A 20658-nucleotide genomic window follows, 5' to 3' on the forward strand; every position below is an offset into this window, starting at 1 on the left:
AAAGCCCATAATGGGCATTATGCGGGCCATGATTAATGCCTGTGGAATAATTAAATAAATGAACTAGTGTTCATAGCAAAAATTTAAAGAGATGAAACAACTAATAACACTTACAGTAATGCTCATTGGAATGGTAGCATTCTCGCAAAATAAAAATGCAAAACAAACCATTGAGGTTGATGGCGTATGTATGATGTGTAAAGAACGCATCGAAAAAGCAGCGATACGCACTAAAGGTGTAAAATCAGCCATTTGGAATGTAAAGACTCATGAGTTGAAGCTTATTTTTGATGAGCGCAAAACTAATATAGAGACTATCTCAAAAAAAATAGCATCAGTAGGGCATGATACCAAAACTATAAAGGCTACTGAAGAACAATACAATTCTGTACATCCATGTTGTCGTTATCGCGATGATGATGTAAAGAAAGACCATGAGAATGAAAAGGACTAAAAAAAGCCCGATTTTAAATCGGGCTTTTTACTTTTCTAATGCTTGACATTTTGATGATTTTATACGAACTTCGTTAACGTTTGATATAAATCATTGAAACGGATTCATATCATGATAGTTAACGAGACCTCATAAAAAAAAGCCCTTGATTCTCATCAAAGGCTTTTCAATTTTATAATCAGACCTGGAAATTCACACAACAGTGAGTTCATTGCCTGTCCGTGCTACGGACTTGGTAGCTGAGCTTGTCGAAGCTACATCATGCCAGGCATTCCGCCGCCACCCATAGGAGGCATAGCAGGAGCTTCTTCTTTAATGTCTACTAAAGCACATTCAGTTGTTAGAATCATACCAGCAACAGAAGCTGCATTTTCTAAAGCAATACGTGTTACTTTCTTAGGGTCAATAATACCCGCTTTAAGCATGTCTACATAATCTTCAGACTTGGCATCGTAACCAAAATCTTTTTTACCTTCTAAAACTTTATTGATAACTACAGAACCTTCACCACCAGCATTTTCTACAATAGTACGTAAAGGTGCTTCAATAGCTTTATTTACGATTTGTACGCCAGTAGTTTCGTCTAAGTTGTCTGTTGTGATTTTTTCTAAAGTCTTTTTGGCGCGTACTAAAGCAACACCACCACCAGCAACAATACCTTCTTCTACAGCAGCACGAGTAGCATGTAACGCATCATCAACACGGTCTTTCTTTTCTTTCATCTCTACCTCAGAAGCAGCACCAACATAGAGTACAGCAACACCACCAGCTAACTTCGCTAAGCGTTCTTGTAATTTCTCACGATCATAATCAGATGTTGTTGTTTCTATCTGTGCTTTAATTTGGTTAACACGTGCTTTAATATCTGAAGACTTACCGCTTCCGTTAACAATCGTTGTGTTGTCTTTGTCAATCATTACAGATTCTGCAGTACCTAGCATGGTCAAGTCAGCGTTCTCTAATGAAAAACCTCTTTCTTCAGAAATAACAACACCACCAGTTAATATGGCAATGTCCTCTAACATTGCTTTGCGACGGTCACCAAAACCTGGTGCTTTTACAGCAGCGATTTTTAATCCACCACGTAATTTATTAACGACTAAAGTAGCTAGAGCTTGTCCTTCTACATCTTCAGCAACAATTAATAATGGACGACCAGACTGTGCAACGGGCTCTAATATTGGAAGGATTTCCTGTAAGTTAGAAATCTTCTTATCAAATAATAAGATGTAAGGGTTTTCTAAATCTGCAATCATCTTGTCAGAATCCGTAACAAAATAAGGCGATAAATAACCTCTATCAAATTGCATACCTTCTACAACATCTACATAAGTATCTGTTCCTTTGGCTTCTTCTACAGTGATTACGCCTTCTTTACCAACTTTACCAAAAGCTTGGGCTATTAATTCACCAATAGTATTATCGTTATTAGCAGAAATAGATGCCACTTGCTGAATTTTTTCAGATGAGTTACCTACTTTTTTTGCTTGCTTCTCTAAGTCAGAAGTAATTGAAGTTACGGCTTTATCTATACCACGTTTTAAATCCATTGGGTTAGCACCAGCGGCAACATTTTTAAGGCCTTCTTTTACAATAGCTTGTGCTAAAACAGTAGCGGTAGTTGTACCATCACCAGCCAAATCATTGGTTTTTGAAGCGACTTCTTTAACCATTTGTGCGCCCATATTTTCAAGCTCGTCTTCTAGCTCAATTTCTTTTGCTACAGATACCCCATCTTTAGTCACTTGAGGTGCACCGAATGATTTTCCTATAATAACGTTACGACCTTTTGGGCCTAATGTTACTTTTACTGCATTAGCTAATGCATCCACACCACGTTTAAGTCCGTCGCGTGCTTCAATATCAAATTTTATGTCTTTTGCCATGTTTCTTAGTTTTTCTTAATTAAATAATTGCTAAAATGTCACTTTCGCGCATCATTAAATAATCTTTACCTTCTAGCTTAAGCTCAGTTCCGCCATATTTTCCATAAAGTACAACATCACCTACTTTTACAGTTAAAGGTTCGTCTTTTTTGCCATTACCTACAGCAACAACAGTTCCTTTTTGTGGTTTTTCTTTAGCATTATCCGGAATGATAATTCCTGAGGCTGTAGTAGTTTCAGCAGCCATTGGTTCTACAAGAACTCTGTCTGCTAAAGGTTTAATGTTTAAAGCCATATTTTATATGTTTTTGGTTGTTTGAAATTAATTTAACGCTTATGCGTTATTCGAAAATTATGCCAAGCCTAAATGACTGACAAAGTTTCAGAATATGTGAGTTTAAAACAAAAAAGCCAACTACAAGAGTTGGCTTTATATATTTAAGAAGTGCAAATTACTCTGCGCCGTCTGTTGACTCATTTGTTGTTGCAGGCGGTGTAACAGGTTGAGTTGTTGTTTCGTCTGTGTCTAATGCTTTAGAGTCGCTTACGCCTCCAGCACCATCAATAGTAATATTAGATAGTAAGATTAAAGCAATTAAAAGTGTTGCTAAAAACCATGTACTCTTGTCTAAAAAGTCTCCTGTCTTTTTTACACCACCTAATTGTTGTGTTCCGCCACCACCGAAAGAAGATGATAATCCACCACCTTTTGGGTTCTGCACCATAATTACTACAACTAGTAAAAAGGCTACTACTACGATTAATATTAAAAATATTGTAAACTTAGTCATTGTCTGTATTATTTCGTTCGCTTAATTCTTTTATCGCTTTAATTTGGTCTGCAAAGAAACTACTTTTTTCTGGATATTTCAAACTTAAAATTCGGTAAGATTGTATGGCCTTATCATAGTTCTTTTGCTCTACATAAATACGTGCCAAAGTCTCTGTCATAAGACTATCATCAGCAGTTTCATCATTATTAACTAGCTTAGGTTTTGGTATATTTGCAGTAGGTTTTATTTTTGGATTCTCAGTGATAAACTTATCTATAGCTTTAAGTTTATTTGCTATCGGTGCTTTATGCTGTGTTATATCATTACTTCTATCAATGGGTTTAAAACTTGTAATTTTTAACCATTCTGAAAACGAATGAGTTTCAGAAGATGAGAATTCTAAAGGCTTCCCAATCTGAAGTAATTCTTCAGGTTTTGAAGTTTCGGTATTTTGAAAATGTGATGTGTCGTGGTCTTTTTGCTTGAAAAGATATGGGTCTAACACACCTTGTGTGGCTTCAACTTGCTGTTTTAAAGTATCGTCGATTGTAATACTCCTGTTAATAGAAATGTCATCGATATTGTTAACTTCTATTGCTTTAATGTATTCAGAGTTTTGTTTTATTTGCTGAGATATTTCATTCTGATTAAATACGTCAGATGTAATAAAATCAAATAAAATACTTCTGTCTGTAGTATGAGCTGCAGTAACTTTTAGAGCATTGTTGTATTTGTAACTGTCCTTGTTTTTTAAGGCTTTAAGGTACAAGGCACGTGCAGGTTGAAAATAGGGATATTTGTCTACTAAAGTTTTAAGCACATCTGTTTGCTCCGCCTTAAGCGTCCCTGGATGCTGTAATATAGATGTAAGTTCTTGTAATTGCATATTATATTACCAATCGGCAAAGGCTTTTTGAAAAATATCTTGTGTTATACGCTCAAAAATTGCTTCCCAAGCAGTATCTCGTTGTCCGCCGGTTAATAGTTGACTGCCTTCATAATCAAAAAAGAAAGAAAAGCGTTGCTCAAAGCTTTTTTCATCATCCTTGGTATCTGTATATCTAACATTTACACCAATGGTTAGTCTATTTTGCGCAGCTGTGTTGTTTGCAGTAGCTGTAGTAGGGCTAATTCTATATTCCGTAATTTCACCTTCAAAAATAACGTCTCCACCTGAGGTCACAAGACTAGAGCTGGTTTGATTTTGTATAAGGTCTTGAAGCGCATTAGTAAATTGAATATCTAAACCAGGCTCAATTAAAGGCGCATTATTCTGAAAAAAATTAACCTGAAATGTCTCTGGAGTATCAGTTACACCTGTAAATGAATATAAACCACATGCTGTAAAAGTGCTCAAAAAAACAAAAAGAAAAAGATATTTTAATAATCTCATTTAATAGGTGTTTGGGCGTTTCATTGTTATAAACGCATAGATGTAGCCTGCATTGTCTGCTACATCAAAATCTACATTAATTAATCTGTAGCCTTTATAGTGTTTTTCATTGACTAAGTCTTCTGCTTCTTGTCTTATGGTTTCAGAACTGTTAGGACCAAAGCGTTTTCTTATTCTAAATATTTCTACAGCTTTCATGTTATAAATCGTATTGTTTTATCTTACGGTATAAGGTTCGTTCGCTAATACCTAGCTCGGCTGCGGCTAATTTACGTTTTCCGCTGTGACGCTCAAGCGATTTTTTAATTAATTCTAATTCTTTGTCATGAAGCGATAATGTTTCCTCTTCTTCAATTTCTTCAGCAAAGTGATACTTGTCTTCAGCTTCAATTACAGGTTCTACTATGTCTTCTCTGTGTTCAGGTATTGCTAAAACAGGAACATCTTGCACAGTTTTTTCTTCATTATTACCATATATTTTTTGAATCAATCCTTCGTTGTCTTTTTCGACTTCAGAAATGTTACCGCTTTTCATGAGTTCCATCGTTAACTTTTTCAAGTCATTAAGGTCACTTTTCATATCAAATAAGACCTTGTAAAGAATCTCACGCTCATTACTAAAATCACTTTCGGATTTAGTGTCATTAATAACAGCTGGTAAATTTTGTCCTGCACCAGTAGGTAAGTAATTTTTTAGTGTCTGCCCAGAGATAGAGCGATTATGTTCTAAAACAGAAACTTGTTCGGCAACATTACGTAGCTGACGAATGTTTCCATTCCAACGGTAGCTCATTAGCAATTGTATAGCGTCATCCGCTAGTTTAACTGTTGGCATCTTGTACTTTAAGGCAAAGTCACTTGCAAATTTCCTAAATAATAAATGAATATCGTCTTTACGCTCACGAAGTGCCGGAAGATTAATTTCAATGGTGCTTAAACGGTAGTATAAGTCTTCTCTAAATTTCTCTTTCTTAATAGCTTCAAACATATTTACGTTTGTAGCGGCCACAATACGCACATCTGTTTTTTGAACTTTACTTGAACCTACTTTTATAAATTCGCCATTTTCTAAAACACGTAATAAGCGGACTTGTGTAGTTAATGGTAGTTCGCCAACTTCATCTAAGAAAATAGTACCGCCATCAGCGACTTCAAAATAACCAGAACGTGTTTGTGTGGCACCTGTAAAAGCACCTTTTTCGTGACCAAATAACTCACTGTCTATAGTGCCTTCTGGAATAGCACCACAGTTTACTGCAATATATTTGCCGTGTTTGCGATGTGATAATTGGTGTATGATTTTTGGAATACTTTCTTTACCAACCCCACTTTCTCCTGTAACTAATATTGAAATATCGGTAGGTGCCACTTGTATCGCTTTTTCGATAGAGCGATTGAGTTTAGCATCGTTACCAATAATTCCAAAACGTTGTTTTATGGCTTGTATTGATTCCATAATATTTTAATTATTGTCAGAATATCCAACGGCCTCACCTATTAAGGTAGCCGACGTACAATCTGTAATTTTTACGTTTACAAAATCACCGACTTTGTAATGCTCTTTTGGGAAAACAGCAACAGTGTTCTGCGAGTTTCTTCCAGACCAATGTGCATCTGATTTTTTAGATGATTTTTCGATTAGGATTTCTTGAACTTTACCAACATTCTGTTTTGTTCTGTAATGGCTGTGCTCACGTTGTAGGGCTTGAATCTCATTCAAACGACGTTGCTTTACATCTACAGGAATATCATCTTCCATTCGGCGACCGGCTAATGTTCCTGGACGTTCAGAATAAGCAAACATAAACCCAAAGTCATACTTTACATAGTCCATTAAACTTAATGTGTCTTGGTGTTCTTCCTCAGTTTCTGTTGGGAAACCAGCAATCATATCTTGACTTATTGCAATATCTGGAATAATACGCCGTATGTTATCAATAAGCTCAAAATATTCCTCACGCGTATGTAAACGATTCATAGCTTTTAGAATACGGTTATTACCACTTTGAACAGGTAAGTGTACGTAGTTACATATGTTTCTGTGCTTAGCCATAGTTTCAATAACATCTAGTGTCATATCTTGAGGATTAGATGTTGAAAAACGGAAACGCATTTTTGGTTGTGCCTTGGCACACATATCTAAAAGCATGGCAAAATTTACAGCAGTAGCTTTTTGCATATCTGTAGCTTTTTTAAAGTCTTTTTTTAAACCACCGCCATACCATAAGTAACTATCTACATTTTGACCAAGAAGTGTCACCTCTTTAAATCCCTTACTTGCCAAATCGTTAATCTCTTCAATAATAGATTGTGGTTCGCGACTACGTTCACGTCCTCTTGTAAAAGGGACAACACAAAATGTGCACATATTATCACAACCACGAGTAATTGAAACAAAAGCAGTAACACCATTACTATTGAGTCTTACAGGAGCAATATCTCCATAAGTTTCTTCTTTAGAAAGTATAACATTAATGGCGTTTCTGCCATCATCAACTTCACTAATAAGGTTTGGTAAATCTTTATATGCATCTGGTCCAACCACAAGGTCAACCATTTTTTCTTCTTCAAGAAATTTACTTTTTAAACGCTCAGCCATACAGCCTAAAACACCAATTTTCATCTTTGGGTTTTTGCTTCTTTTTACAGCATTGTATTTTTCAAGACGCTTACGAACTGTTTGTTCAGCTTTGTCTCTAATAGAACATGTATTTACCAAAACTAAGTCAGCGTCTTCCAAAGATTTAGTAGTGTTAAAACCTTCTTCAGAAAGTATAGAAGCTACAATCTCACTATCACTAAAATTCATTTGGCAACCATAACTTTCTATAAAAAGCTTTCTTGAGTTACTCTCTTTATGTTCTAGAATAAGGTTTTCACCTTGTTTATTTTCGTCTATAATTTTTTCCATATACATTATCTCGTTAAAACGAAATATCTCTTTGATATCAACAATTCTCAATAAGCATGCAAAGATAAGATTATTTTTAGTCTTATGACAAAGTGGCAGGGTAGTGTTGTTAATTTTATAGATATTTACCGACCTAAATAATTAATTCAATTCAATACTATTGAAAATAAAATTCCTTTTTATTATTAATTTGTTAGTTGTCATGAGCATAAATGCTCAAAGCAATAACGAACATTTAGAGCTTAAAATAGACAACGATAAGTTGGTTTTAGTTGATAAGTATTATACCAGTGGTTTGTTTCTAACTTACCGTAAAGATTTAGAAGACAGTTTTGTTTTTAAAAAGGAAAATGATAATAAGCTGCAGTTAAACATTACCCTTGGAAATGAAACATACACGCCAACGAATTTAAGGTCAACAGATTCAAGAGACTTTGATAGACCATACGCAGGTTGGTTTTTTATAAAAACTGAAATAGGAAAAATAAAAACAAATTCGGCCTTCTTCATTGCAGTTGAAACAGGTATAACAGGTGAAGAAGCTTTGTCAGGGAAAATTCAAACTTGGGCGCATGAATTCTTTAATATAGATGTGCCAACCTGGACAGAAGAGATTGAGTCTAAATTCTTAGTCAATTTGAAGGCTAAATATATATGGAATGCATTTTTTAATAAAAATCAGGCGTTTAAATATGTTATAGAGCCTTCTTTAGGAACTAAGGATATCTATATCTCTAATAGTATTGAATATGCTTTTGGAAAACTCAACACATTTAATACCTCTTCTAGAAATAATTTTATTGATAGAACTAATACCAATGAGCTTTTTGGATTGATAAGTATAGGTCATAAATATGTTTTGCATAATACTTTAATTCAAGGAAGTTTGGATTATAATGATGAGACATTTACAACTAATAATGTGCCTCATATTTTTGAATTTAAAATTGGAGGTAGCTTAAAATTTAAAAGAAACACACTAAAACTTATTTATAACTTTAATACAAAAGAAACACCTTTGTCTTCATCTCATTCTTTTGGGACTTTAAGTTTTAGTAGGAATTTTTAGTCGTATTAGCTCTAGTAATTCTTACTTAAAAATATCCTAAAACTGAAGCACGGTTAAATTTTAATTAGGTAGTTAAATTTTTTTTCATATACCTTTGTGACCTCAAAAAAAACGAAGCATGCCGAAGAATCTAGTCATAGTTGAGTCACCTGCAAAGGCAAAAACCATAGAAAAATTTTTAGGAAAGGATTATAAAGTAGAGTCCAGTTTTGGGCACATTGCAGATTTACCTTCTAAGGAATTAGGAGTGGATGTAGATGGAGATTTTAAGCCAAAATATCAAGTATCTAAGGACAAGAAAGATGTTGTAAAGAAATTGAAGGACTTAGCCAAAAAAGCAGAAATGGTTTGGTTAGCTAGTGATGAGGATCGAGAAGGAGAAGCCATCGCTTGGCACCTTGCCGAGACTTTAGGCTTAGATATTGAAAAGACAAAACGAATAGTTTTTCATGAGATTACAAAAAGTGCTATCCAAAAAGCTATAGAAAACCCTCGTAGTATAGATTACAATTTAGTAGATGCACAACAAGCACGTCGTGTTTTAGATAGAATTGTTGGTTACGAATTATCTCCTGTTTTATGGCGAAAAGTAAAAGGAGGTTTGTCTGCAGGTCGAGTACAATCTGTATCTGTAAGATTAATTGTTGAGCGCGAACGCGAAATTCAAAAATTTAATGCTGAAGCTTCCTATAGAGTAGATGCTGAATTTAAGACATCGTCAGGTGCTACTTTTAAGGCAAAATTGCCAAAGAATTTTAAAACAAAAGAAGAGGCTCAGGCTTTTTTAAATAAAAATATTGCAGCATCATATGAGGTTGCTAGCCTAGAGAAAAAACCAGTTAAAAAATCGCCAGCACCACCATTTACAACTTCTACATTACAACAAGAAGCTTCAAGAAAGTTAGGTTTTTCTGTTAGTCGTACAATGAGTAATGCACAACGTTTATACGAAGCAGGTCTTATAACTTATATGAGAACAGATAGCGTTAATTTATCTGACGAAGCAAAGCAAGGTGCGCAAAACGAAATTGTAGCTGCTTATGGTGATTCTTACAGCAAGCCACGTAATTATAAAGGAAAATCTAAAGGCGCTCAAGAAGCTCACGAAGCCATAAGGCCTACAAATTTTGCAAACCATTCTGTAAATGCAGAACGTGACCAAGCAAGATTGTATGAGTTAATATGGAAACGTGCTATTGCATCACAGATGAGTGAAGCAAATTTAGAACGTACCAATGTTAAGATTAGAGTTAATGGTAGTCAACCAGTATCAGAATTATTTTCTGCTAATGGAGAAATCATAACTTTTGATGGTTTCCTTAAAGTATATCTAGAAGGTACCGATGATGAGGATACTGAGCAATCAGGGTTATTACCAGATTTAAAAGTCTCTGATGCTTTAGGTAATAATTATATCACAGCAACCGAACGTTTTACGAGGCCTCCAGCACGATATACTGAAGCAGCTTTGGTAAAGAAGTTAGAAGAATTAGGTATTGGTCGTCCGTCGACATATGCACCAACAATTTCTACAATTCAGAATAGAAATTATATAGAAAAAGGAACTGTTGATGGTACTGAACGAAATTATACTCAGCTTGTTTTAGAACATAATTCTATAAACGAAAAGGGACTTACAGAAAAAGTAGGTTCTGATAAAGGAAAGCTAGTACCTACAGATATAGGAATGATTGTTACCGATTTTCTAGTAAATCATTTTGAAAGTATTCTCGATTACAATTTTACGGCTAAAGTCGAAGCTAGTTTTGATGATATAGCTGAAGGGAAAGAAGATTGGCGAGCAATGATGAAAGATTTTTATAAAGGCTTTCATCCTCAAGTAGAAGATGTGCAAGAAAATGCAGAGCGCGAATCTGGTGAGCGTATTTTAGGAACAGACCCTGAAACAGGACGTCGCGTAAGTGTTCGTCTAGGTAAGTTTGGACCAATGGTTCAAATAGGAACTGTAGATGATGAAGAAAAACCAAAGTTTGCCAGTTTGTCTCCAGATCAGCAATTGAGTTCTATTACCTATGAAGAAGCTATGGATTTATTTCAACTTCCAAAATCATTAGGGCATTATAAAGATGAAGAAATTGAAGTTAATAATGGACGTTTTGGGCCTTACGTTAAGTTTGGTAAAAAATTCGTCTCATTACCAAAAGGTGTAGATCCGTTAAGCGTTGATTATGATCAAGCCATTGAACTTATTATAGAAAAAGAAAAAGCAGATGCACCTATATATACCTATCAAGGATTAGATGTGCAAAAAGGTAAAGGACGTTTTGGACCATTTATTAAATGGAACAGCATGTTTATTAATGTGAATAAAAAATACGATTGGGATAATTTATCTGACGAGGATATTGTTACTTTGATTGAGGATAAAATCCAGAAAGAAAAAGATAAGCTTATTCATAATTGGGAAGCAGAAGGTATAAGAGTCGAAAAAGCTCGTTGGGGAAGACATAATGTTATCAAAGGAAAGCAGAAGGTCGAATTACCAAAGACAAAAGATGTTTCTGAGATGACACTAGAAGAAGCTCAAGCCATCTTAGAGAAAAACGCACCAAAGAAAAAAGCTGCTAAAAAGAAAACAACCAAAAAGAAAACGACTGCAAAAAAGTAAAACTTCATGAATTTTAATTTTCTATCTCCAGTTTCAGATTCAGTTTTAGCTCATAGCGAATTATTATCACAGCAAACTTTAGGTAGGAAATTTAAAATACATTCTGAGCAACATGGTATGCCAGATATAGACGAAGTGCAACTGGCTATAATTGGTGTCAAGGAAAATAGAAACGATGTCAATTACATCGGAGCAGAACTTAACTTCGATGATATTCGTAAAACCCTTTATAGTTTATTTCCAGGAAACTGGCACACAATTATTGCAGATTTAGGTGATATAGAACCTGGGGAGTCTGCAGAAGATAGTTACTTTGCTTTGCGTACTACAGTAGAGTTGTTAGTAGAAAAGAAAATTATACCTATTATAATAGGAGGTAGTCAAGATTTAACCTATGCCAATTATAGAGCTTATGACAACCTTCAGCCTATGGTTAATATTGTTAATGTAGATACCAATTTTGATTTAGGTGACACATCATTACCAATAAAAAACAATAGCTACTTTGGTAAAATTATATTAGAAGAACCTTATAACTTATTTAATTATTCCACAATAGGTTATCAGACCTATTTTAATTCTCAAGAAGAAATAGACTTAATGGAACGCTTGTATTTCGAAGCCTATCGATTAGGAGAAGTTTCTAATAACATAAATAGTGTAGAGCCTGTAATGCGCGATGCACATATTGTTACAGTAGATTTAAAATCTGTACGTGCAGCAGAAGTAGGAGAGCGACTTAAGTTTACACCTAACGGTTTAGATGGAAAAGAAATTTGTGCCATTACACGTTATGCAGGTATTAGTAATAAGGTATCTTCATTTGGCATTTACGAGTACCATTATGAACCAAAGGATACTATAACTGCAATGCTATTAGCACAGATGATATGGTATTTTATTGAAGGTGTAAATTGTAGGGTTAAAGATGATGACTTTACTAATGCCAATAACTATCTAAAGTACAATGTTCTTATAGAAAATGAAGAGCTTATATTCTTTAAAAGTATAAAGACTGGACGTTGGTGGATAGAGATTCCTTTTTTAGCAAATCTTAATAATAAATTAAAAAAGCATACGTTATTACCATGCACGCATGAAGATTACATTGCTGCAACAGAAGGTAAGATACCAGAAAGGTGGTATAAAGCGTACAGGAAGAATAACTTCTAAAAAACGCAGTTCGTCGATGTTTAAAGAGGTTTTTATCGACGAAATACACTTTTATAAGGATGAAATGCAAAAAAAATCGAAAAAAAGTTGTTTTTTCCGATTAATTGAAATATGTTTACCATCTCAAAATTTAAGGATACTAATTTAACCTATAGTTTTTATGAAAATTAATAAGCTTGTTTTACTAATCACAGTGTTGGCTTTTATGGTAAGTTGTAACTCTGGAGACCGCGGACAAGTTGTCGGCGCAAAAGGTAAAAAATGGCACCCCGAAAAGCCTTATGGAATGACGTTAATTCCTGGTGGCGCATTTATTATGGGTAAATCAGATGATGATTTAGCAGGTATGCAGGATACTCCTACAAAAACAGCTACTGTTCCAGCATTTTATATGGATGAAACTGAAATCACAAATAGTGAGTACAGACAATTTGTAGAAGATGTTAGAGATCAAATCATTAGAGAAAAGCTTGCTGAAATGGCAGACTTAGAAGGTAAAACACCTGGCAATAATGATATTGGAGAATTTGCATATAAAGATGCAGATACGAGTAATCTTAATGCGTATCAAAAGTATATGATCAATACTTATGGTAATGAGCAAAGAGAATTAAATTACGATGTTGATTTATATTTAGATACAGAAGATTACCCAGACGAATTATATGCAGAAGTTATGGATGGTATGTATTTACCATTAGAAGAGTCTTATAATGGACAACGCTCATGGGATGTATCTCAATTCATTTTTAAATATTCAGAAATGGATATCCAAGCTGCAGCAAAAGACAGAACTCTCAAGCGTTCTGATGTTGTTGAGCAAAAAGAAATTATGATATATCCTGATACAACAGTTTGGATTCGTGATTTTGCTTATTCTTACAATGAGCCAATGCATAACGATTATTTTTGGCATGATGCTTATGGAGACTATCCAGTAGTTGGTGTGTCTTGGGATCAAGCAAAAGCATTTTGTAGATGGAGAACTATTTACCATAACAAGTATCAAGCTAGCAAGAAAAAGCAACCAGTAAATATTTATAGACTTCCAAATGAAGCAGAATGGGAATATGCTGCTCGTGGAGGATTGCAAGGAGCTACATTCCCTTGGGGTAATAATTATACACTTAATGATAGAGGTTGTTTTATGGCAAATTTTAAACCATTAAGAGGTGATTATGCTGCTGATCAAGCATTATATACAGTTGAAGCTGATGCATATGAGCCAAATGACTTTAACCTTTATAACATGGCAGGTAATGTGTCAGAATGGGTTAACAGTTCTTACTCGACATCTTCGTATGAGTTTATGTCAAGTATTAGCCCAAGTGTTAATGATAAAAATAATCAACGTAAAGTTGTAAGAGGTGGTTCTTGGAAAGATGTTGCATATTACTTGCAAGTAAGTTCAAGAGATTACGAATATGCAGATTCTGCAAGAAGCTATATAGGTTTTAGAACAGTACAAGATTATATGGGTACTGATAAAACTTTAAATGCAAAAAACAATTAAAACTAAACTATAAACTTAAACAATAACCTACATGTTGGGTGTCCTAAGCCCCCAACTACTAAAAACTAAAATTATGGCACAAAAAGGAAAACTTACGGTAACAAATTTCATATACGGAATGGGAGCAGCAGTAGTAATTGTTGGTGCACTATTCAAAATTCAAAACTGGCCTTATGGTGGTCTTTTACTAACAATTGGTATGATTGTAGAAGCAGGTGTATTTGCTTGGTCAGCCTTTGAGAAACAAGAAGACGATTTAGATTGGTCATTAGTTTACCCTGAGTTAGAAGGTGGCGCATCTAAGAAAAAGGCTAAAGAAGAGCCTAAAGATGCTGAAGGTATTTTATCTAAAAAATTAGATAACCTTCTTAAAGAAGCAAAAATTGATGGAGAGTTAATGTCTAGTCTTGGTGACAGCATTAAAAACTTCGAAGGAGCAGCTAAAAATCTTAACCCAACGGTAGATTCTTTACAAGCTCAAAAGAAATACAGTGAAGAAATGTCTTTAGCAGCTGCACAAATGGAATCATTAAACAGCTTATATAAAGTACAAATGGAAAGCGCAAATCGTCAAGCAGCTATCAATGAAGAAGCTGTTGAGAATGCGACTAAGCTAAAAGAACAAATGCAATCATTGGCATCTAACTTATCTTCATTAAATGGAGTTTACGGTGGTATGCTGTCTGCAATGAACAAGAACTAATTAGTTTTTAAGTATAACCTATTTAATTAACCAAAAAAACTAATTATGGCAGGATCAGGAAAAGTATCTGCAAGGCAGAAAATGATTAACTTAATGTACCTCGTGTTTATTGCTATTATGGCAATGACAGTGGCTCCAGAGGTTCTATCTGCTTTCGGGTTGATGGAAGAAAAATTTGAGAAGGCCAATGAGGTAACTACAGACATGAATACTAAATTACTAGCTAATTTAGAGACTAAAGGAAAAGAGAATCCAAAAGAATTTGCTGCTGCTTCTAATAGAGCAAAACAAGTAAGCTTGGCTTCAGATAAATTCTACAGATTTTTAGAAAGTCAGAAAGCTGATATTCTTAGAATGGGTGGTTACGAAGCAGATGCTACTACAGGCAGATTGCCTTTTGAGAAAATGAAAAAAGGTGATAAGCTTGATGAAAAGTGGTTTACTGGCGATCGTTTAACTAAGGAAGGTGATAAAGTAATTGCAGCTATTGAGCAGTACAAAAAGGAAATTAAAGATATTTTAGGTATTGACCAATACTATACTAAATTTATTGAGAATTTTGATAAGAAGTTCGATATTTCTGAAGTAAGAGATAGTGAAGGTGTAAAGAAGAAATGGTTAGATTACCACTTTAAAGGTTTCCCATCTATTGCATCATATACTAAGCTTACGGCTATGCAGAACGATGTAAAAGTTACTCAAGCAGATTTAAATAATTTGTTTTTAGGAAATGCAGCTGTTGAAGCTACTTCTTTAGATAAGTATAAAGCTATCGTTTTAGCTGATAAATCAGCTTTCTTTGCTGGTGAAAAATTTCAAGGTAGAGTTGTTATAGGTAAATATGCTAATGTACCTCCAACTGCTCTTGAAGTAAACGGTACTAAATATGATGTTAGTAAAGTAATAGATTCTACAGGAGCTGCACGTTTAGATTTTAACGTAGGTAATGTGGGAGAGCATAAGATTGAAGGTAAATTTACATTCTTAGAAAATGGTGAAGAATTGGAAATTCCTATTATTGATGCAAATTATGTAGTTGTACCTAGACCAAACTCAGCAACAATTTCTGCTGATAAGATGAATGTAGTTTATCGTGGTGTATCTAACCCAATGACTATTTCATTTGCAGGTGTACCAGATAATAAGGTGAGAGCTTCAGCACCAGGATTATCAGGTTCTGGAGGAAAGTACATCATGAAGCCACAATCAGGTAGAGAAGTTAAAATTTCTGTAACTGGTACTCTTGACGATGGTTCTACAGCTAGCGATAGTAAGGTATTTAGAATTAAAGATTTACCAAAACCAATAGGTGCATTTAACGGACAAGTTGGTAATGCTAAATTGCCAAGAAACAATGTAGAGATTGGTAAATTATCTGCAGATTTTGGAGATGACTTTGATTTTAGTTTACCATTAAATGTAGTTTCATTTACAATGAAAGTACCAGGTAAACCATCAGTAAACTGTTCAGGTAACAGATTAAACGCTGCTGCTAAAACGGCCTTACGTTCAGCACGTAGAGGTGACATCGTTCAGTTTATAAATATTAAAGCTAAAGCACCTAACAACCCAATACGTATTAAAACTGTAACACCAGTTGTTATTGAGTTAGCTAACTAAAATATATTGAAGCTAGACACGTTTTAAAAATAGCCTCAAACGTTTAAAACAGATTTAAAATGAAATTAAAGCAATTATTATTAACCGGTCTTGGAATCATTACCATCAATGGTATGTTTGCACAAGCAAATATTCTTAATGCAAAGATTCCTGAAGAAATTGGTGTAAAAACTGAAGAGCAGTTGCTTTTAGATAACGACGAGCCTTTAGAATATGGTTATGTAGACGATAGAGACCGTTTGTACTCTAAAATGACTTGGGAAAAAGTGGTTTTAGATGAGCGTGTTAACTTTCCGTTATACTATCCAGTAGATACCAATAATATTGGTCCAGACCGTCGCTCGTTATTCCATGTATTGTGGAAAGCAGTTAAATCTGGAGACATTCCTAAGGTATATGCAGATTCTTATTTTTCTCAAGAACGTACATTTGAGGAATTACAACAATCTATGCAAAAGATTGATACTTTAGATATCGGTTTTGATCAATTCAATGCAGATGGTTATGTTGACCCTGAATATATCATTCAACGTGATATCGAAGCTTATGATATTAAAGCGTACTTGGTAAAAGGACTTTGGTATTTTGATAAGCGTCAAGGCGAAATGAAATTCCGTCTCTTAGGTATTGGCCCTGCTGCACCAGATGTAAACTTTATTGATTCTGATGACGAAGCTAATAAAGAACCTATTCCGTTATTTTGGGTATTTTATCCTGAGGCAAGAGGTATTTTACATGAGGCAAAAGCATTCAATAATAAAAATAGTGCCATGCCTATATCCTTTGATCATATTTTAAATTCTAGGCGTTATAACGGCTATATGTATAAAGAAGAAAACGTTTATGGTGATCGCGAAGTCAAAGATTACGTTAAGGATAATGCCTTAATGCAACTCTTAGAGTCGCAACGTATAAAGGATAAGATTAGAAACTTTGAACAAGACATGTGGAATTATTAATTCTGCTATTCTAATAAAACAAACGCTCACTGAAAAGTGGGCGTTTTTTATTGCATATAAATCTTTCATGTTGATATGAGTCGAGACCTTTTTTGTAGTTTTGCCCAAATGAAAAAGGTAGACTATATAGTTGTTGGTTGCGGTTTGGCAGGTATTTCGTTTTGTGAAGTTCTTAAGACAAATAACAAAACCTTTATGGTATTTGACGATGCATCTCAGCAATCTTCAATAGTAGCTGCGGGCTTGTATAATCCAGTCATTCTAAAACGTTTTTCTGAGGTCTGGAAAGCACAAACGCAATTAGATATTGCCATGCCTTCTTATGCTAAAATTGAAAAAAAGCTGGATGTAAAAGTTGATTATAAGCATTCAATCTATAGACGTTTCAGTTCTGTAGAAGAACAAAATCTTTGGTTTACTGCATCCGATAAACCTTCATTAGAACCGTTTTTATCTACAGATATAAAACGGAATACTAATAAATATATAGATGCGCCTTTTGGACTAGGAGAAGTGCTACGTGCTGGACGTGTAGATACAGAGTTTCTTATTTCTGTATATAAAAAAGATTTAAGGTCAAAAGGTAGTATACAAGAAGAAGGATTTCATTACAGCAAATTGAATATTAGTGATAGTGATGTATCGTATAAAAGTATTATCGCCAAGCATATCGTTTTTGCCGAAGGTTTTGGTGTGAAGCAAAATCCATATTTTAACCATATACCATTAAATGGAACAAAAGGAGAAGTCCTAACCATTAAAGCACCAGATTTAAAGCTAGATGACGCATTAAAGTCATCAGTATTTATAATTTCTATAGGAGAGGATTTGTATAAAGTAGGTGCCACTTACGAGTGGACGGACAAAACCAATACACCTACAGAAAACGCAAAAGAAGAATTAATTTCAAAATTAAAGACCTTTATAACCTGCGATTTTGAAGTTATAGACCATCGTGCTGGTATAAGACCAACAGTTATAGACAGGCGACCACTTGTTGGTAGACATCCAAACAATGAAAATCTTTATGTATTAAACGGTTTAGGTACTCGAGGTGTTATGATTGGTCCATATGTAGCTCAAAAGCTTTTCAATTTTATTGAAAAAAATATAGAATTGGATGCCGAGATAGATATTAATCGTTTTGAGAACTAGTTAGTCTAGCTACTTTTTTACAAAAGATTTGTCATAACTCATAAACAGATTAATCCAAATATTTCGAGATACGCGCATGATTATGGGCATAAAACCAATTAGAGTTAGCACTATAACAATAAAGGCTGTGAGCAGAGATGTTTCTAACAATACATAACTAATTAAAAAGGCAGCTACTGCAAAAGCGATCCCAACACCATAACTCACATACATAGAACCATAAAAAAACGAAGGCTCCATACGGTATCTTGTATTACAATGAGAACAGTTGTCATGTATTTTAAGGGTTTCAGAAATTATGTAGGGATTCTTTTCTACATACATAGATTCTTGGTGGCATTTTGGACATGCACCAAACAAAATACTATAAAGTTTCATTCCTTTTCTAATCATAGCTAAAAACCTTTACTTTTGCGTTTTTAATACAATGCAAAGATAGTTTTTTATGGATGTAGCATTGTAGCAATTGTAATGTTTGTTGTAATTGTATTATACTAAAAATCTATGCTTAATATACATAACCTCTCCATAGCATTTCAAGGCGAATATCTTTTTGAGGATATTACCTTTAAATTGGGCAATGGCGACAGAATAGGTCTTATCGGAAAAAACGGTGCTGGTAAATCTACCATGCTTAGAATCTTATCTAAAGAGCAAGAAGCAGATAAAGGGCAGATTGCGGCTGATAAAGATTTAAAGATTGGTTTCTTAAAACAAGACATAGATTTTGATTTTGGAAAAACAGTACTTGAGGAATCTTACGAAGCGTTTAAAGAAATTAAAACTCTAGAGAAACAGCTCGAAGATATAAATACCCAATTGGCTGAACGTACGGATTACGAAAGTGAGTCTTATAATCAGTTAATGATAGATTTAAATGAAATTCAGCATCAGTACGAAATTTTAGGCGGTTATAATTATCAAGGCGAAACCGAAAAAATACTACAAGGTCTTGGTTTTAAGCGAGAGGATTTCAATAAACTTACAGACACATTTTCTGGAGGTTGGCGTATGCGTATTGAGTTGGCAAAGCTACTACTTCAAAATAATGACTTGTTATTACTCGATGAGCCAACTAACCATTTGGATATAGAATCTATTATTTGGTTAGAAAGTTTTTTGAAAAATTATCCAGGTGCTGTTGTTATTGTATCGCATGATAAAATGTTTTTAGATAACGTAACCAATCGTACTATCGAAATTTCCTTGGGACGTATTTACGATTATAACAAACCATATACTAAGTTTTTGGCATTGCGAAAAGAGATAAAAGCGCAGCAATTAGCCACACAAAAAAACCAAGAAAAGCAAATTCAGCAAACCGAAAAACTGATAGAGAAGTTTCGAGCTAAAGCATCAAAAGCAACGATGGCACAATCGCTCATTAAAAAGCTAGAGCGTATGGATCGTATTGAGGTTGATGAAGAGGATAACGCAGTTATGACTCTGAACTTTCCTATTTCTGTAACACCAGGAAAGGTTGTTGTTGAGATTGAAGATGTTTCAAAACATTACGGCGATTTGCAAGTATTACATAATGTGAGTATGGCTATTCCTAGAGATACAAAAACAGCATTTGTAGGACAGAATGGCCAAGGAAAATCTACACTAGCGAAAATTATAGTAGGCGAGATTGAACATCAAGGCGATTTAACCATAGGACACAATGTGCAGATTGGATATTTTGCTCAAAATCAAGCTGAATATCTTAATGGTAGCAAGACAGTTTTAGATACCATGATTGATGCTGCTAATGAAACCAATCGGAGTAAGGTTAGAGATATTTTGGGTTCTTTTTTATTTAGAGGCGAAGAGGTAGACAAATATGTTAGAGTTTTATCTGGAGGAGAACGAAATAGATTGGCACTTGCAAAGCTTTTGTTGCAACCTTTAAATGTGCTTATCATGGATGAGCCAACCAATCACTTAGACATTAAATCAAAAAATGTACTTAAAGATGCATTAAAAAAGTTTGAAGGTACACTAATTTTGGTGTCACACGATAGAGACTTTTTGCAAGGATTAGCAGAAACGATTTATGAGTTTAAAGACCAAAAGGTAAAAGAATACCTCGGAGACATAGATTATTATTTAGATCAGCGTAATCTCGAAAATTTAAGGGAAGCAGAAAAACGAACAGTAGTAGCTAAAGCGGTAAAATCAACTGACAACAAGCAGAGCTATGAGGAGCAGAAAAAACTAAAATCTTTAAATAATAAGCTCAGCAATATTGAATCTAAAATTAATGACTTAGAGAAATCTGTTAAAGAAGATGATATGGCTTTAGCCACTAATTATGATGAGACTGCTGCTAACCCTGATTTTTTTGATGCTTACCAAAACAAAAAGCAAAGGCTAGAACAGCTTATGGAAGATTGGGAAGAGGTACAAGAAGCAATAGATAATTTGAGTTAGATAAT

General features: G+C 34.4%; 19 protein-coding genes. 10 read left to right on the top strand and 9 right to left on the bottom strand.

What is annotated here, in order from left to right; translation table 11 throughout:
• Window positions 1-91: 91 nt before the first annotated feature.
• Window positions 92-454 carry a heavy-metal-associated domain-containing protein gene (locus tag IEV10_RS05745; protein WP_188373730.1) on the top strand — a complete coding sequence of 121 codons (363 nt, stop codon included), beginning with the start codon at window positions 92-94 and terminating at the stop codon, window positions 452-454.
• A 254-nt stretch (window positions 455-708) separates the two neighbouring features.
• Here the strand turns inward: IEV10_RS05745 and groL are convergent, their stop codons facing one another.
• From groL to miaB, 8 genes are all read right to left on the bottom strand, one after another.
• Complete coding sequence (gene groL / locus IEV10_RS05750) at window positions 709-2340, bottom strand: chaperonin GroEL (RefSeq protein WP_188373731.1); 1632 nt, start codon at window positions 2338-2340, stop codon at window positions 709-711.
• 19 nt (window positions 2341-2359) lie between these two features.
• Complete coding sequence (locus IEV10_RS05755; RefSeq protein ID WP_188373732.1) at window positions 2360-2635, bottom strand: co-chaperone GroES; 276 nt, start codon at window positions 2633-2635, stop codon at window positions 2360-2362.
• A gap of 157 nt (window positions 2636-2792) precedes the next feature.
• A complete protein-coding gene (secG, locus tag IEV10_RS05760) occupies window positions 2793-3131 on the bottom strand; it encodes a preprotein translocase subunit SecG (protein ID WP_188373733.1) in 339 nt (112 codons plus the stop codon).
• The gene (locus IEV10_RS05765) at window positions 3124-3999 is read right to left on the bottom strand and encodes a DUF8458 domain-containing protein (RefSeq protein ID WP_188373734.1); all 876 of its coding nucleotides are present in this window, start codon (window positions 3997-3999) and stop codon (window positions 3124-3126) included. The genes secG and IEV10_RS05765 overlap by 8 nt, the downstream gene beginning before the upstream one ends.
• 6 nt (window positions 4000-4005) lie before the next feature.
• Window positions 4006-4506 carry an LptE family protein gene (locus tag IEV10_RS05770; protein WP_188373735.1) on the bottom strand — a complete coding sequence of 167 codons (501 nt, stop codon included), beginning with the start codon at window positions 4504-4506 and terminating at the stop codon, window positions 4006-4008.
• Window positions 4507-4704, bottom strand: coding sequence for a hypothetical protein (locus tag IEV10_RS05775; RefSeq protein ID WP_188373736.1), 198 nt, complete (start codon window positions 4702-4704; stop codon window positions 4507-4509).
• A gap of 1 nt (window position 4705) precedes the next feature.
• Window positions 4706-5962 (bottom strand): sigma-54 interaction domain-containing protein, encoded by a 1257-nt coding sequence (locus IEV10_RS05780; RefSeq protein WP_188373737.1) that lies wholly within the window; start codon window positions 5960-5962, stop codon window positions 4706-4708.
• 6 nt (window positions 5963-5968) lie between these two features.
• The gene (miaB, locus tag IEV10_RS05785) at window positions 5969-7417 is read right to left on the bottom strand and encodes a tRNA (N6-isopentenyl adenosine(37)-C2)-methylthiotransferase MiaB (RefSeq protein WP_188373738.1); all 1449 of its coding nucleotides are present in this window, start codon (window positions 7415-7417) and stop codon (window positions 5969-5971) included.
• A gap of 190 nt (window positions 7418-7607) precedes the next feature.
• Here miaB and IEV10_RS05790 point away from each other — a divergent pair, with 190 nt between their 5' ends.
• The 8 genes from IEV10_RS05790 (at window position 7608) to IEV10_RS05825 (ending at window position 18238) form a co-directional block, all read left to right on the top strand.
• The gene (locus IEV10_RS05790; protein ID WP_371862932.1) at window positions 7608-8486 is read left to right on the top strand and encodes a lipid A-modifier LpxR family protein; all 879 of its coding nucleotides are present in this window, start codon (window positions 7608-7610) and stop codon (window positions 8484-8486) included.
• A gap of 118 nt (window positions 8487-8604) precedes the next feature.
• Window positions 8605-11115, top strand: a complete 2511-nt coding sequence (gene topA / locus IEV10_RS05795; protein WP_188373740.1) for a type I DNA topoisomerase — start codon at window positions 8605-8607, stop codon at window positions 11113-11115.
• Between the two features lie 6 nt (window positions 11116-11121).
• Window positions 11122-12288 (top strand): formimidoylglutamase, encoded by a 1167-nt coding sequence (locus IEV10_RS05800; protein WP_188373741.1) that lies wholly within the window; start codon window positions 11122-11124, stop codon window positions 12286-12288.
• Between the two features lie 166 nt (window positions 12289-12454).
• On the top strand, window positions 12455-13801 hold the full coding sequence (porK, locus tag IEV10_RS05805; protein WP_443098486.1) for a T9SS ring complex lipoprotein PorK/GldK: 1347 nt from the start codon (window positions 12455-12457) through the stop codon (window positions 13799-13801).
• 73 nt (window positions 13802-13874) lie between these two features.
• Window positions 13875-14504 (top strand): type IX secretion system motor protein PorL/GldL, encoded by a 630-nt coding sequence (porL, locus tag IEV10_RS05810; RefSeq protein WP_188373743.1) that lies wholly within the window; start codon window positions 13875-13877, stop codon window positions 14502-14504.
• A gap of 45 nt (window positions 14505-14549) precedes the next feature.
• Complete coding sequence (gene porM, locus IEV10_RS05815) at window positions 14550-16124, top strand: type IX secretion system motor protein PorM/GldM (protein ID WP_188373744.1); 1575 nt, start codon at window positions 14550-14552, stop codon at window positions 16122-16124.
• Between the two features lie 59 nt (window positions 16125-16183).
• The gene (porN, locus tag IEV10_RS05820) at window positions 16184-17083 is read left to right on the top strand and encodes a type IX secretion system ring subunit PorN/GldN (RefSeq protein WP_188373745.1); all 900 of its coding nucleotides are present in this window, start codon (window positions 16184-16186) and stop codon (window positions 17081-17083) included.
• A 108-nt stretch (window positions 17084-17191) separates the two neighbouring features.
• Window positions 17192-18238 (top strand): NAD(P)/FAD-dependent oxidoreductase, encoded by a 1047-nt coding sequence (locus tag IEV10_RS05825; RefSeq protein ID WP_188373746.1) that lies wholly within the window; start codon window positions 17192-17194, stop codon window positions 18236-18238.
• 9 nt (window positions 18239-18247) lie between these two features.
• On the opposite strand, the gene IEV10_RS05830 is transcribed toward IEV10_RS05825, so the two are convergent.
• Window positions 18248-18631, bottom strand: coding sequence for a DUF983 domain-containing protein (locus IEV10_RS05830; RefSeq protein ID WP_188373747.1), 384 nt, complete (start codon window positions 18629-18631; stop codon window positions 18248-18250).
• A gap of 111 nt (window positions 18632-18742) precedes the next feature.
• Between IEV10_RS05830 and IEV10_RS05835 the strand changes: the two genes are divergently transcribed.
• Window positions 18743-20653 (top strand): ABC-F family ATP-binding cassette domain-containing protein, encoded by a 1911-nt coding sequence (locus IEV10_RS05835; RefSeq protein WP_188373748.1) that lies wholly within the window; start codon window positions 18743-18745, stop codon window positions 20651-20653.
• Window positions 20654-20658: the final 5 nt, after the last annotated feature.

Source organism: Winogradskyella haliclonae, from assembly GCF_014635865.1.
GTDB lineage: Bacteria > Bacteroidota > Bacteroidia > Flavobacteriales > Flavobacteriaceae > Winogradskyella > Winogradskyella haliclonae.